Genomic DNA, 12,878 nt, shown 5'->3' on the forward strand with positions numbered 1-12,878 from the left:
GCATAACGAAGAAATGCGCCAAAAATGGGGATTTTGCAAAGGTCTCAGCCTTTTCTTATTTAATATACTAATAAGTGATTCGGCCAATAATTTATGGCCGACCACCCTTTTCAGACGGCCTGCCAAGCCTTAAACTACCCCACTATCGAATTTGCCCTTATTGGAGATACAGATGAACGCCAAAATCAAAGTCGGCATTGTCGGCGCAACAGGTTATACCGGTGTTGAATTATTACGCTTGCTGACCACCCACCCCAATGTTGAAGTCACCGCCGTCACCAGCCGCGGCGAAGCCGGCATTGCGATTGCCGATTACTTCCCAAGCCTGCGCGGTATTTATGATTTGGTTTTCCAAACACCCGATGAAGCCGGTCTTGATCAGTGCGATGTGGTCTTTTTCGCCACACCCAACGGCGTCGCCATGAAAGAAGCTCCGGAATTACTGGCCAAAGGTGTGCGCATTGTCGATTTATCGGCCGACTTCCGCATTCAAGACATTCCGACATGGGAACAATGGTACGGCATGGCACACGCTTGCCCCGATATTGTGCCGCAAGCCGTTTATGGTTTATGTGAAATGAACCGTGATGCCATTGCCAAAGCACAAATCGTAGCCAATCCGGGCTGCTACCCGACCTGTGTATCGCTGCCCTTGTTACCATTATTACAACAAGGCCATCTGAAAACCAATATGCCGCTGATTGCCGACTGTAAATCCGGCGTATCCGGCGCCGGCCGCAAAGGCAATGTCGGTTCATTATTGTGCGAAGCCGGCGATAATTTTAAAGCTTACGGCATCGGCGGCCACCGCCACTTACCCGAAATCAAGCAAACCATCAGCAGCCTGCAAGCCGATGTAGCGGAAGGTTTCGTATTCGTGCCACACTTAACCCCAATGATTCGCGGCATGCACGCCACCGTTTACCTGCATTTGGAAGACAACGTCAATCCATACGAAATCTTGAGCGAATTCTACCAAGACAGCCCTTTTGTGGATGTAATGAAACCGGGCACCACGCCTGAAACCCGCAGCGTACGCGGTGCCAACATTTGCCGCATCAGTGTACAGCAAGCACCGCAAAGCCAACTGTGGGTTGTGTTGTCGGTGATCGATAATTTGGTTAAAGGCGCTGCCGGACAAGCCGTTCAAAACATGAACATTATGTTTGGCTTTGACGAACGCTTAGGTTTACAAGCCGCACCGTTATTGCCTTAATTTAAAATAATGTTTTGAAAATAAACTTGAGGCCGTCTGAAATGCTGCATATTTCAGACGGCCTCAAGCTTTACTGCGGGTTTCTACTGTATTTTTTCGATCTTAATCGATTTATTCGTAAACCACACCTGCTACGAATTCCTGCTCGTTGAGGCCGCCATATTGCTGCTCCCAATCATGCGATGCTTCAACAATGTCACACTCGCGCGCGAATTTACGCTGCTTGACATTCATGTTTTCCAAAACCAAATGGCTCAATTGCTCGCACTCTAATGCAGAGAGCGACATATTAGAAGACTGCGCTTCTGAATAGCTGACAGGAAACGCTACCAAGCCTAAAGCCAAAGCCATTACTGCCAACCAAGTATTTTTACGATAGCCTGTCATTTTGATTCCTTTAATTAAAGTACAAAAATAATCCCATTCTTTCGAAATCAATCAGATTAAGCTTATAAGCCCCTCTCCATACACTATACGCAAGGTATATAACAGAATAAATACAGAGATAAACTCAAAAATACAGCAAGGAACTTTAGTTAATCTTCACTTTCCGACATAGTACTAAGAAAAAATAAATGATGCAATACTTTTTCTTAGTTATGCTAATTTTTTTCTTACATTATTCCAAAAAATGAAGTAAAATATAAAGCAATTAATCAGTGTGTATCCAAAATCACACTTTCACCTAAGGAATATCATGGATACCTTTAAAGACAGACTGGCCTTTTTATGGAAAGGCGAAGCCAAGCAAGCAAAAATTGCAGCCGATATCGATATGACCATCGCGGGATTTAGCCGTATTTGGAATGAAGGCGGCCTACCGAAATCAGAAACCTTAAAAAAAATCAAACAATTAAAAGGGTGCAGCATTGATTGGCTGCTGACTGGTGAAGGTGAACCCTTCCCCGACCAAGTTGCACCTAACACCACGGCTTACGACACACTCGGCAATCCAGTGGATGTTGAAGAATTTGTCTTTGTACCGCGTTACGACATTCAAGCCGCTGCGGGACACGGCCAATTGGTGGGCGATGAAAAACCTGTCTTTACCATGGCGTTCCGCCGCTATTGGATTGAAAACTACGTCACCCGCGATACCAAAAATTTATCCGTGATTTCCGTTAAAGGCGATTCGATGGAAGGTGTGCTCAACGATGGTGATTCGATTTTGATTAACCATAGCGAAACCACACCGCGCGACGGACTGTATGTTTTACGCCTCAATGAAAATCTGTTGGTCAAACGTTTGCAGTTGATGCCTGGTGGCATTGTGAATGTCATTTCTGCCAACGAAGCCTACCCGACCTTTGAAATCGATTTAAACCACCTAGGAGACGACATCGCCATCATCGGGCGCGTGGAATGGTTTGGGCGCAATATCTAATTTTTATATGGGCTATTGAATTTTAAGTCATTGTCCCAACTTGCCTTACTGAGCGGATTGCGCGACAATACACATAACATTCATATAAAAGGAATCACATCATGTCAGATGAAAGCCCTATCCTCTTCACCGATAGCTGCTGCACCAAAGTGGCAGATCTTATCGCTGAAGAAAACAATCCCGAACTCAAACTGCGTGTTTTCGTGAACGGTGGCGGTTGCTCCGGCTTCCAATACGGCTTTACCTTCGATGAAATCAAGAACGATGACGATTTTGAAATCGAAAAAAACGGCCTGACTTTCTTGGTTGACCCAATGAGCTACCAATACTTAGTTGGTGCTGAAATCGACTACACCGAAAGCCTGCACGGCTCCCAATTCGTGATTCGCAATCCAAATGCCGAAACCACTTGCGGTTGCGGTTCGTCATTCTCAGTGTAATTGCTCATTCAGATAGATTGGATTTGCATCAAGATGGCCAATATTTCAGCCAATCACAAAGGTTGACATTAACTATCGCTTGAAACTTTTTCCGACAAAATGCCGTCTGAATGCTTCAGACGGCATTTTTATGGTATCTTGTTCAAATATGTATCCGTTTTGTGCAATTTATGATATATATAAAATAATTGACTAATATATTATCCATTATTGAACAATTATACTAACTGAACAATAAGCGCTTATAAACCTGATTTTTTAGTTTTATTACACTAGGCTATTTTACCCCTAGAAATTACCCTTTATCCGTTGCAGAAGACATGCAACCCTATAACACTTATACTTTTAGAACAATAGAAAATCTCCTGATAAAGCACACACCAAAAACAACATAAGCTGTTTTATCAATTGTACAAATGGGATACCGATGAACCAAAAAGCTAAGCTTTACGACGTATACGTTTCTTATCCGCCCGATGTCGATCGCGAGCGGATTAATGCTTGTTTGTATGACAATCTACCGGAAAACGAAGCAGAGGATTTGGTGCAGGCATTGGCAGAGCGCCCGCAAGCCATTATTGCTGAAAACTGCACGCAAGAAGAGCGCGAAAATGCCCAACATTATTTCAATTACTTGGGCTTAGATGTCATCGTTCGCTATTCCTTAGAACTGGCGCCTAATTCCCTTAATCCTGATTCGGAAGAAGCGGCTCCCGCAGAAATCAGCCAATGTCCGGTGTGTCTGACCATTGTTGAAGATCCAACCGAACCCAATTGTGTGGTCTGCGATTTTCAGTTTTCCAGCGCCACCCCTCAAGTGGTTGACCGCAAGCGCATTGAATGGCAAGAAAAACTGGCCTTTGAGCACAAAAAGCAAACTGAAATCGCCCACAAGCTCAAACAAGAATGCGAACGCGAAGAGAAAATTCTGCGTAAACAGATTCGTGCGGAATTAGAAGAAAAATTGCGTGAAGAGTTAGGCAAAAATCCCGATTTAGTCGCCATTGCAGCCAAACGCAAAAATATCTTAATCGGTGTGGTCGCTTTTATTCTGATGATTATCTTAGTGGCAGCAGGTTATTTTTCCGCTAAATTGCTGTAAATTTTCTGACCCAAAGGCCGTCTGAACCCATTCGTTTCAGACGGCCTTTTTGTTTACCTCCCCCATTTATGCTCAATAGAATGTTTTGGCTCAAGCCTTGCAATGATTTATAATTCGTCCATCTCCAGCGCAACCGAATGCCCACCATGAAATGGCTCAAACGCATTAAAACCATCTTCCGCACACTTTATCTTTACGGACTCTCTGATTTATTTATCAACCACATCCAGCAAGATTGGTTGCGCAACATCATCGGCAAACTGCCGCAATCTGCCGAATATCAAGACCAAACCCTGCCCGTACGTTTACGCTTGGCTCTGGAAAGCCTCGGTCCGATTTTTATTAAATTCGGCCAAGTTTTATCCACCCGCCCCGATTTGATTCCCTACGAATACGCGATTGAACTGGCGAAACTGCAAGACCGCGTCCCGCCGTTTGACGCGCAACTGTCACGCCGCCAAATCGAAAAAGCCTTAGGCCAATCGATTGAAACCCTGTATGCCGAGTTTGAAACCGAACCGGTCGCCAGTGCCTCGATTGCCCAAGTGCATAAAGCGCGTTTGCACAGTGGCGAAGCAGTGGCGGTGAAGGTATTGCGCCCGAATATCCTGCCGGTTATCGAACAGGATTTGGCACTGATGCGCTTAGGTGCCGGCTGGTTGGAACGCTTATTCGCAGACGGCAAACGCCTGAAGCCGCGCGAAGTCGTCGCTGAATTCGACAAATACCTGCATGACGAATTAGATTTAATGCGCGAAGCCGCCAATGCCAGCCAGCTTGGCCGCAACTTCGCCGGCAGCGACATGCTGATTATTCCCAAAGTATTTTACGATTATTGCAGCCGCGATGTATTGACCATCGAATGGATGGAAGGCACGCCGGTTTCTGACATCCCCGCGCTCAAAGCCAAAGGCATCGATCTAAAAAAACTGGCCGATTACGGCGTGGAAATTTTCTTCACGCAAGTATTCCGCGACGGTTTTTTCCATGCCGACATGCACCCGGGCAATATCTTGGTCGCCGACGACAACCGCTACATCGCGCTTGATTTCGGCATTGTCGGCAGCCTGACCGACTACGACAAACGCTATTTGGCGATTAATTTCCTCGCCTTTTTCAACCGCGATTACCACCGCGTCGCCACCGCCCACATCGAATCAGGCTGGGTGCCGGCCGATACGCGCGCGGAAGAACTCGAAGCCGCCGTGCGCAGCGTGTGCGAACCGATTTTCAACAAACCAATTTCGCAAATTTCATTCGGCTTGGTACTGATGCGCTTGTTTGAAGTGAGCCGCCGCTTTAATGTCGAAATCCAACCGCAACTGGTTTTGCTGCAAAAAACGCTGCTCAACATCGAAGGCTTAGGCCGCCAACTCGACCCTGATTTGGATTTGTGGGCGACCGCCAAGCCGTTTCTCACCAAATGGATGAACGAGCAAATCGGCCCGAAAGCCTTATTCAATAACCTGAAAAACGAAGCCCCCGACTGGGCGCAAATCCTGCCGAGCCTGCCGCGCAAACTCAATGCGCTGGTCGATGAAAACCGCCAACAGGAAATGCGCGATGCGTACCTGCATTTGATTAAAGTGCAGCAACGGCAAAGCCTGTGGCTCGGTTTGATTGCCATTGCCCTGCTGCTGATTTTGATTTTTAAATAAGTGAAGGCCGTCTGAAAAGCAACACACCTTTTTCAGACGGCCTTGTCATCCAACCTTACAAACGAATTATGCTATAATTGCCCGTTTAAAAATTTTAGCAAATATCAGGAAAAAACATGAGCTTAAAATGCGGCATCGTCGGCCTGCCCAATGTCGGCAAATCCACCCTGTTCAACGCCTTAACACAATCGGGCATTGAAGCGGCCAACTACCCTTTCTGCACCATCGAACCGAATGTCGGCATTGTCGAAGTACCTGACCCACGCATGGCCGAATTGGCGAAAATCGTCAATCCGCAAAAAATGCAGCCTGCCATTGTGGAATTCGTCGATATCGCAGGTTTGGTGGCCGGTGCCAGCAAAGGCGAAGGCTTGGGCAACCAATTCTTGGCCAACATCCGCGAAACCGATGCCATCGTGAATGTGGTGCGCTGTTTTGATGATGAAAACATCGTCCACGTTGCCGGTAAAGTCGATCCGATTGCTGACATCGAAACCATCGGCACCGAATTGGCCTTGGCCGACTTAGCCAGCGTGGAGAAAGCGATTGTCCGCGAAGAAAAACGTGCCCGCAGCGGCGACAAAGATGCACAAAAATTAGTCGATTTGTGCAAAAAATTATTGCCGCGTTTAGACGAAGGCAAGCCCGTACGCTCATTCGGCTTGGATGCCGAAGAATTGGCCATGTTGCGCTCATTATTCCTGCTCACTGCTAAACCGGCCATGTACGTCGGCAACGTGGCTGAAGACGGTTTTGAAAACAACCCGCATCTCGACCGCTTAAAAGAATTGGCTGCCAAAGAAAATGCACCGGTTGTGGCCGTATGCGCCGCCATGGAAAGCGAAATTGCCGAATTGGAAGACGATGAAAAAGCCGAATTCCTCGCCGAAATGGGCTTGGAAGAACCAGGCTTGAACCGCCTGATTCGCGCCGGCTATGACTTGCTCGGTCTGCAAACCTACTTCACCGCTGGCGTCAAAGAAGTGCGCGCATGGACCATTCACAAAGGCGACACCGCTCCACAAGCCGCCGGCGTGATTCATACCGATTTCGAACGCGGCTTCATCCGCGCCCAAGTGATTGCCTATGAAGACTTCGTGGCCTTAGGTGGCGAAGCCAAAGCCAAAGAAGCCGGCAAAATGCGCGTCGAAGGCAAGGAATATGTCGTGAAAGACGGCGATGTGATGCATTTCTTGTTTAATGTGTGATTTGATAAATGCTTGCAACATTCAGACGGCCTGAGTCAATAAAGGCCGTCTGAAAACATCATGGAACGAATATGAGCTTATTAAAAGACCTACAAGCGCGTGGTTTGATCGCGCAAACTACTGATATTGAAGCTTTGGAAGCTTTGTTAAACGAACAAAAAATCGCTTTATATTGCGGCTTTGACCCAACCGCCGACAGCTTACACATCGGCCATTTGTTGCCGGTATTGGCATTGCGCCGTTTCCAACAGGCCGGCCATACACCGATTGCGTTGGTCGGCGGTGCAACCGGTATGATTGGCGACCCAAGCTTTAAGGCTGTAGAGCGCAGCTTGAATTCTGCCGACACCGTAGCCGGTTGGGTGGACAGCATCCGCAATCAGTTGAAACCGTTTTTGAGCTTTGAAGGCGACAATGCCGCAGTAATGGCCAATAATGCCGATTGGTTCGGCCAAATGAACTGCTTGGATTTCCTGCGCGACATCGGCAAGCATTTTTCGGTAAATGCAATGCTGGCAAAAGAATCGGTGAAGCAGCGTATCGACCGCGACGATGTGGGTATTTCGTTTACTGAATTTGCCTACACGCTGCTGCAAAGTTACGATTTTGCCGAGTTGAACCAACGCCACGGCGCATTGCTGCAAATCGGCGGCTCCGACCAATGGGGCAACATCACCAACGGTATCGACCTCACCCGCCGACTGCATCAAAACCAAGTATTCGGTTTGACCCTGCCGCTGGTGACCAAATCAGACGGCACTAAATTCGGTAAAACCGAAGGCGGCGCGGTATGGTTGAATGCGAAGAAAACATCGCCGTATCAATTCTACCAATTCTGGCTGAAAGTGGCCGATGCCGATGTGTATAAATTCCTGAAATTCTTTACGTTCTTGAGCATTGAAGAAATCGATGCCATTGAAGCCAAAGACCAAGCCAGCGGCACCAAGCCTGAAGCGCAACGCATCTTGGCCGAAGAAATGACCCGCTTAATTCATGGTGAAGCTGCTTTGGAAGCGGCTCAACGCATTTCTGCCAGCTTGTTTGCCGAAGACCAAAGCAACCTGACCAAAGCCGACTTTGAGCAACTCGCCCTTGACGGCTTGCCTGCGTTTGAAGTATCCGGCAGCGTCAATGTGGTAGAAGCCTTGGTAACCAGCGGTTTGGCGCAATCAAACAAAGAAGCCCGCGGCTTTGTCAACAGCAAAGCAGTCGTGATTAATGGTGCCGCCGTGACCGAACCGAACAATCCGAACCATGCTGCAGAAAAACCGGACGATGCTTATTTACTGACCGATGAACACAAGCGTTTTGGTAAATACACTATTCTGCGCCGTGGTAAACGCAACCATGCTTTATTGGTGTGGAAATAAACGGATTTAGATTTCTAATCTACTGACGAGGCCGTCTGAATATATTTTCAGACGGCTTTTCTCATTGAAACGAAACATACAAACTTTTCAAATGATATATTTGAATAACATTCCAGATTCTATTAGCCAATCATACTCATCATAAAAAAATGCCGTCTGAAACTTTTCAGACGGCATTTCAATGGTTATTTAAAAATTGATTACATGAAGAAAATCAGCGCCACCAAGACGGCAATCACACCATAAATCGCCATCGGAATCACGGTTTTCTTAATAATCGCACCTTCGGATTTATCGATACCCAATACGGTACACACGGCGATAATGTTGTTGATACATACCATGTTACCCATCGCACCACCTACCGACTGCATGGCCAAAATCAGTGTTACCGACAAGCCGGTATCCAAAGCGATTTGCTGTTGAATTGGACCAAATGTCAGGTTGGATACAGTGTTCGAGCCCGAGAAGAATGCACCGATGGCACCTAAGTAAGGCGAGAAGTAAATCCAGTTGTCACCGGCAACCGCTGCAAATTCTTTGCCGATGATTTTCACCATCGAATCATCACCGCCGACCATCATCAATTTCACCATAATCAGCGCACCCATCAAAGCGAGCAATGGTTTTTTGGTTTGATTGAAGGTGCCGACATAGAATGTCCATGCATCTTTGAATTTGGTTTTATATAGCAGGATACAAATCCACACGGTAATCACAAACGGAATCCAAGCCGGCACATACAGGGTTTGGTAACGTTCTGATACTGCTTCACCGAAAATGTTGCTAAACATAATGGTCAGCGATTGGGTGACGGTAATGTCGCTCAAACCCGGCAGCGAGAAGCTGAACCATGGCTCAGTGCTGGTAAGCAAACCTTTAATACCGAGCTGTTTGATACGGGTAATCACCAGCATACCGATCAGCATACCCAATGGTGCCAAGGCTTTGGCTACTTGCGCCAAAGGCACTTTTTCCATGTTGACATCTTTTGGATAGTCTTTGCTCAAACCCCAGCCTTTGTTGGCGGCAAATACAGAAATCATCAAACCGATGGCACCGGCCACCAAAGCAGGGAACTCTTCATTCACCATTGCCAATGCAACGTAAGGAATGGTACATGAGAACACGCTGATGCCGATAAAGCCCAAGTTCTTGCGAATTTCTTCTTTAGAAACGATGAAGCTCAAGCCGATCACCGGAATCACAAAAGCAGCAAAGAAGTGGATGATACCGGTTTGCTTACCGATACTCAAAATATCGGCAGGCGTCAGATTCAACGGCGCAAAACCAAACCAAGTCGGGGTACCCACCGCACCGAACGATACCGGCACTGAGTTCATCACCAACGTAAAGATGGCTACGCGCAAAGGGTTGAAACCCAAGCTCATCAAAATTGGGGCGGCAATCGCAGCAGGCGTACCGAAACCGGATGCACCCTCAATCATAAAGGCAAACGCCCAACCGATAATCATCAATTGCGCAATCGGATTTGGGTTAATGTTGGCCAACCATTTACGGATGATGTCGATACAGCCAGTAGTTTCCATCATGCGGTTAAACATAATCGCACCGAAAATCACGGTAATCGGCGTCAAAGTTGATACCAAACCGGAAGCAGCAGTGGCATTCAACAACATGAAATCATCACCAAAATAGGTGATCTTAATCATATAAATCAACGCCGCCACAATCGGTAAAGCGATATAGGAAGGCATGCTGTTTTTTTTCACCATCAACCAAATCAGCAAAACGATGGGAAAAATACTGAGAAAAAGTGCCATACAGAAAATCCTTGTATTACGTGTAAAGCATCCAATCAAGACAACCAAATAAAAAACGCTTGCCTTAATCTACCCTAAACCTGCAGCGACTAAGGAAGCCGTAATTTAAAATTGGTCACACCAATTTACTTATTATGCCGATTACTTTACGTAATCCTATGTAAGCGGTCAAGTTTTTTCTGATTATCGTTAGGTAAATCCATTAAAATGCAAAGAATTATTTTTAAAATGAATATGTTATTAGGAATACTTCAAAAGTATTAGAAAAAATACCAAATGATTTTCAAAACCTGTCTGTTTTCTTGAGCATAAATCTTGGCTTATGTTCAATAATAAATTAAAAATATTCATCTATATTTTTTGATTATTGAATATACATTCATAAAAATCTCAGAACTGTTGAGAAAATACTACAAAAGAACTACATCTCAATAGTCTTTACTCAAAGCTTAAATATAATAAAGGCCATCTGAAATACACTTCAGACGGCCTCGGTATGAATGTTTAACGTTTACTCAATTCCTGCCCATTTATGCGTTTGCACACTTAATTGCCAATGCACGGTTGTATGGGCGCGGCTGTTGAGCAGACCGATTTGGCGGATGGTATCGTAAATGTTCATCACACCATTTCGCTCACAAGGCGATAAATAAAAATGCTCGGCTTGAATTTTTCGTTCCATCTGTTCGCAAAAGGCCAACACATCACCATCGGCAACAATGCGCACTTCATCGGCTTTTTCAATGCAGCTTTTAGCATATTTATCTGCGTAACACGCCTTTGGGCTGGTGGCGACAAAATCAATTTGTATGGGCGTAGGATTCAGGCCATTGGTTTCCATACATAAATAATAACCTGCCGCTTTCAGCGTGTTGAGCAAGGTATCCAAATGCGGCTGAATGGTTGGCTCACCACCGGTAATGATGATGTTACGCGCACGATAATTTTTCAGACGGCCTAAAATCTCGTGCAGGCTCATCATTTCAAAACGCAGATAATCGGTATCACACCACGAGCAGGCCAAGTTACATTTACCCAAACGGATGAAAATAGCAGGCATACCAGTGTTGTAGCCCTCGCCTTGCAAGCTTTCGAATATTTCGACAATGCGGTATTGCGGGTTAGCAGGCTCAATCGGCACCATCATGCGCCCTCATATTCGGCGCAGGAAGTCGGCGTTTCCCAGAGCTTGACGCTGCATACTTTTAAGCCGGCTTGCTTTAATCGCGTAAACATTTCCATGCTCATATTTTCGGCGGTGGTGCGATAATTTAAGCGTAAGATTTTCATGTTCCAGCCGTCTAATAAAGCGGCAATTTGGCTTTCACGCTCGTTGCTGCCATCGTAGATAAAGGCATGATCAAAGGGATCAATGATCTCTTGTTTGACTATGGCTTTTAAATCGGTGAAATCCATCACCATACCGTCTTTGGCACCACCTTGAATTAAGCCGTCTGAAACGGTAATTTCGAGTTTGTAGGTGTGGCCGTGTAAGTTTTGGCACTTACCATCGTGACCATCTAACATGTGAGATGAATCGAAAGAAAAGATTTTAGTGATTTTCATGATGTATTCTTTGAGGCCGTCTGAAACTTTTCAGACGGCCTTTGTTGTAGAAAATAAGAAAGAATCTGTTCAGATGGCCTGTTTACTTTCCAGATATTCCTGTAACCCGCGTTCGCGCAACACGCAGCTTGGGCATTCTCCGCAGCCGCCGACCACGCCGTTGTAACAGGTATGCGTTTGCTCACGGACATAATCCAAATAGCCCAACTCATCGGCCAGCGCCCATGTCTGCGCTTTGGTCAGGTACATCAAAGGCGTGTGGATTTGGAAATCATAGTCCATCGCCAAATTGAGGGTAACATTCATGGATTTCACAAACACATCGCGACAATCGGGATAGCCGGAAAAATCGGTTTCGCAGACCCCTACGATGATGTGTTTGATGTTTTGACCTTTGGCGTAAATAGCGGCATACATTAAAAACAGGGCATTGCGGCCATCGACAAACGTATTCGGCATACCGTTAGCGGCCGTCTGGATATCTGCACCCTCTTCCATCAAAGCATTGTGGGTAATCTGCCGTATTAAGCTCAAATCTAATACAGTTTGCGCAATGCCTAAATCCTGGGCAATCCAATGCGCGCGTTCCAATTCGATGGAGTGGCGCTGACCATAGTGAAAAGTAATGGCTTGGACATTGTCCCGGCCATAGGTTTGAATCGCCTGAAGCAGGCAAGTAGTAGAATCTTGGCCACCGGAAAAGATGACCAAGGCTTTTTGATTGTGCATATTGATTCCTAGTTTTGGTATCGCGGGAGGGTTACGAACCGCGTGAATAGAAAAAGAAAACCGTCTTTTCAGACGGCCTTTTTGAAAGAAATTTATTATAACCGATTTTTCAGACGGCCTTAAATAGTTTATAACTGCTTCTATTAATTAGGCTGAGACCTTCGTAAAACTCAATTTGAACTACGAAAACTATACTCGTCATTCCCGAGCAGGTGGGAATCCAGTGTGTCAAATTACTAAAGAAGTTAAACACTCCTGAAGCTGATCGGTCTGAATTCCCTCCAGCACGGGAATGACGGTTTAAAAATTCCTAAAAATTTACTAGGGCGTGTCCTCAATTTAACTTAGCATGAATAATAGAGCAAGCCAAGTAAAGCATCGATTTAAAATTACGAGCTAATTTCTCATAGCGAGTAGCAAT

General features: G+C 45.9%; 12 protein-coding genes, 1 pseudogene and 1 riboswitch. Of the genes and pseudogenes, 7 read left to right on the top strand and 6 right to left on the bottom strand.

Features of this window, described 5'->3' with window-relative positions; all coding sequences use genetic code 11:
- Positions 1 to 172 precede the first annotated feature (172 nt).
- Positions 173 to 1,216 (top strand): N-acetyl-gamma-glutamyl-phosphate reductase, encoded by a 1,044-nt coding sequence (argC, locus tag CRG49_RS06040; RefSeq protein ID WP_095502102.1) that lies wholly within the window; start codon positions 173 to 175, stop codon positions 1,214 to 1,216.
- 111 nt (positions 1,217 to 1,327) lie between these two features.
- Here the strand turns inward: argC and CRG49_RS06045 are convergent, their stop codons facing one another.
- On the bottom strand, positions 1,328 to 1,603 hold the full coding sequence (locus CRG49_RS06045) for a hypothetical protein (protein WP_095502101.1): 276 nt from the start codon (positions 1,601 to 1,603) through the stop codon (positions 1,328 to 1,330).
- Positions 1,604 to 1,913: 310 nt separating this feature from the next.
- Between CRG49_RS06045 and CRG49_RS06050 the strand changes: the two genes are divergently transcribed.
- From CRG49_RS06050 to tyrS, 6 genes are all read left to right on the top strand, one after another.
- On the top strand, positions 1,914 to 2,600 hold the full coding sequence (locus CRG49_RS06050) for a helix-turn-helix transcriptional regulator (protein ID WP_095502100.1): 687 nt from the start codon (positions 1,914 to 1,916) through the stop codon (positions 2,598 to 2,600).
- Positions 2,601 to 2,701: 101 nt separating this feature from the next.
- The gene (erpA, locus tag CRG49_RS06055) at positions 2,702 to 3,040 is read left to right on the top strand and encodes an iron-sulfur cluster insertion protein ErpA (RefSeq protein ID WP_095502099.1); all 339 of its coding nucleotides are present in this window, start codon (positions 2,702 to 2,704) and stop codon (positions 3,038 to 3,040) included.
- Positions 3,041 to 3,467: 427 nt separating this feature from the next.
- The gene (locus CRG49_RS06060; RefSeq protein ID WP_095502098.1) at positions 3,468 to 4,142 is read left to right on the top strand and encodes a hypothetical protein; all 675 of its coding nucleotides are present in this window, start codon (positions 3,468 to 3,470) and stop codon (positions 4,140 to 4,142) included.
- A 146-nt stretch (positions 4,143 to 4,288) separates the two neighbouring features.
- Positions 4,289 to 5,800: a ubiquinone biosynthesis regulatory protein kinase UbiB gene (gene ubiB, locus CRG49_RS06065; RefSeq protein WP_095502097.1), complete on the top strand. Its 1,512-nt coding sequence runs from the start codon at positions 4,289 to 4,291 to the stop codon at positions 5,798 to 5,800.
- Positions 5,801 to 5,916: 116 nt separating this feature from the next.
- Positions 5,917 to 7,008, top strand: a complete 1,092-nt coding sequence (gene ychF / locus CRG49_RS06070) for a redox-regulated ATPase YchF (RefSeq protein WP_095502096.1) — start codon at positions 5,917 to 5,919, stop codon at positions 7,006 to 7,008.
- Between the two features lie 71 nt (positions 7,009 to 7,079).
- Positions 7,080 to 8,378 (top strand): tyrosine--tRNA ligase, encoded by a 1,299-nt coding sequence (gene tyrS / locus CRG49_RS06075; RefSeq protein ID WP_095502095.1) that lies wholly within the window; start codon positions 7,080 to 7,082, stop codon positions 8,376 to 8,378.
- Between the two features lie 200 nt (positions 8,379 to 8,578).
- On the opposite strand, the gene CRG49_RS06080 is transcribed toward tyrS, so the two are convergent.
- The 5 genes and pseudogenes from CRG49_RS06080 to CRG49_RS06100 form a co-directional block, all read right to left on the bottom strand.
- On the bottom strand, positions 8,579 to 10,162 hold the full coding sequence (locus CRG49_RS06080; RefSeq protein WP_095502094.1) for an L-lactate permease: 1,584 nt from the start codon (positions 10,160 to 10,162) through the stop codon (positions 8,579 to 8,581).
- Positions 10,163 to 10,673: 511 nt separating this feature from the next.
- Positions 10,674 to 11,306, bottom strand: a complete 633-nt coding sequence (locus CRG49_RS06085; RefSeq protein WP_369832019.1) for a 7-carboxy-7-deazaguanine synthase QueE — start codon at positions 11,304 to 11,306, stop codon at positions 10,674 to 10,676.
- Positions 11,306 to 11,728 carry a 6-carboxytetrahydropterin synthase QueD gene (gene queD, locus CRG49_RS06090; RefSeq protein WP_095502092.1) on the bottom strand — a complete coding sequence of 141 codons (423 nt, stop codon included), beginning with the start codon at positions 11,726 to 11,728 and terminating at the stop codon, positions 11,306 to 11,308. Before queD ends, CRG49_RS06085 begins: the two co-directional genes overlap by 1 nt.
- 69 nt (positions 11,729 to 11,797) lie before the next feature.
- The gene (gene queC / locus CRG49_RS06095; protein WP_095502091.1) at positions 11,798 to 12,457 is read right to left on the bottom strand and encodes a 7-cyano-7-deazaguanine synthase QueC; all 660 of its coding nucleotides are present in this window, start codon (positions 12,455 to 12,457) and stop codon (positions 11,798 to 11,800) included.
- Between the two features lie 2 nt (positions 12,458 to 12,459).
- Positions 12,460 to 12,505: riboswitch (PreQ1 riboswitch) on the bottom strand.
- Between the two features lie 286 nt (positions 12,506 to 12,791).
- Positions 12,792 to 12,878 (bottom strand): annotated as a pseudogene (locus tag CRG49_RS06100) (IS5/IS1182 family transposase); the annotation flags it as partial.

This window comes from Neisseria sp. N95_16, assembly GCF_002551535.2.
Taxonomy (GTDB): domain Bacteria; phylum Pseudomonadota; class Gammaproteobacteria; order Burkholderiales; family Neisseriaceae; genus Neisseria; species Neisseria brasiliensis.

Coding starts and splice junctions, on each gene's coding strand:
- argC (WP_095502102.1), top strand. CDS start 173: ATGAACGCCAAAATCAAAGTCGGCATTGTCGGCGCAACAGGTTATACC.
- CRG49_RS06045 (WP_095502101.1), bottom strand. CDS start 1,603: ATGACAGGCTATCGTAAAAATACTTGGTTGGCAGTAATGGCTTTGGCT.
- CRG49_RS06050 (WP_095502100.1), top strand. CDS start 1,914: ATGGATACCTTTAAAGACAGACTGGCCTTTTTATGGAAAGGCGAAGCC.
- erpA (WP_095502099.1), top strand. CDS start 2,702: ATGTCAGATGAAAGCCCTATCCTCTTCACCGATAGCTGCTGCACCAAA.
- CRG49_RS06060 (WP_095502098.1), top strand. CDS start 3,468: ATGAACCAAAAAGCTAAGCTTTACGACGTATACGTTTCTTATCCGCCC.
- ubiB (WP_095502097.1), top strand. CDS start 4,289: ATGAAATGGCTCAAACGCATTAAAACCATCTTCCGCACACTTTATCTT.
- ychF (WP_095502096.1), top strand. CDS start 5,917: ATGAGCTTAAAATGCGGCATCGTCGGCCTGCCCAATGTCGGCAAATCC.
- tyrS (WP_095502095.1), top strand. CDS start 7,080: ATGAGCTTATTAAAAGACCTACAAGCGCGTGGTTTGATCGCGCAAACT.
- CRG49_RS06080 (WP_095502094.1), bottom strand. CDS start 10,162: ATGGCACTTTTTCTCAGTATTTTTCCCATCGTTTTGCTGATTTGGTTG.
- CRG49_RS06085 (WP_369832019.1), bottom strand. CDS start 11,306: ATGGTGCCGATTGAGCCTGCTAACCCGCAATACCGCATTGTCGAAATA.
- queD (WP_095502092.1), bottom strand. CDS start 11,728: ATGAAAATCACTAAAATCTTTTCTTTCGATTCATCTCACATGTTAGAT.
- queC (WP_095502091.1), bottom strand. CDS start 12,457: ATGCACAATCAAAAAGCCTTGGTCATCTTTTCCGGTGGCCAAGATTCT.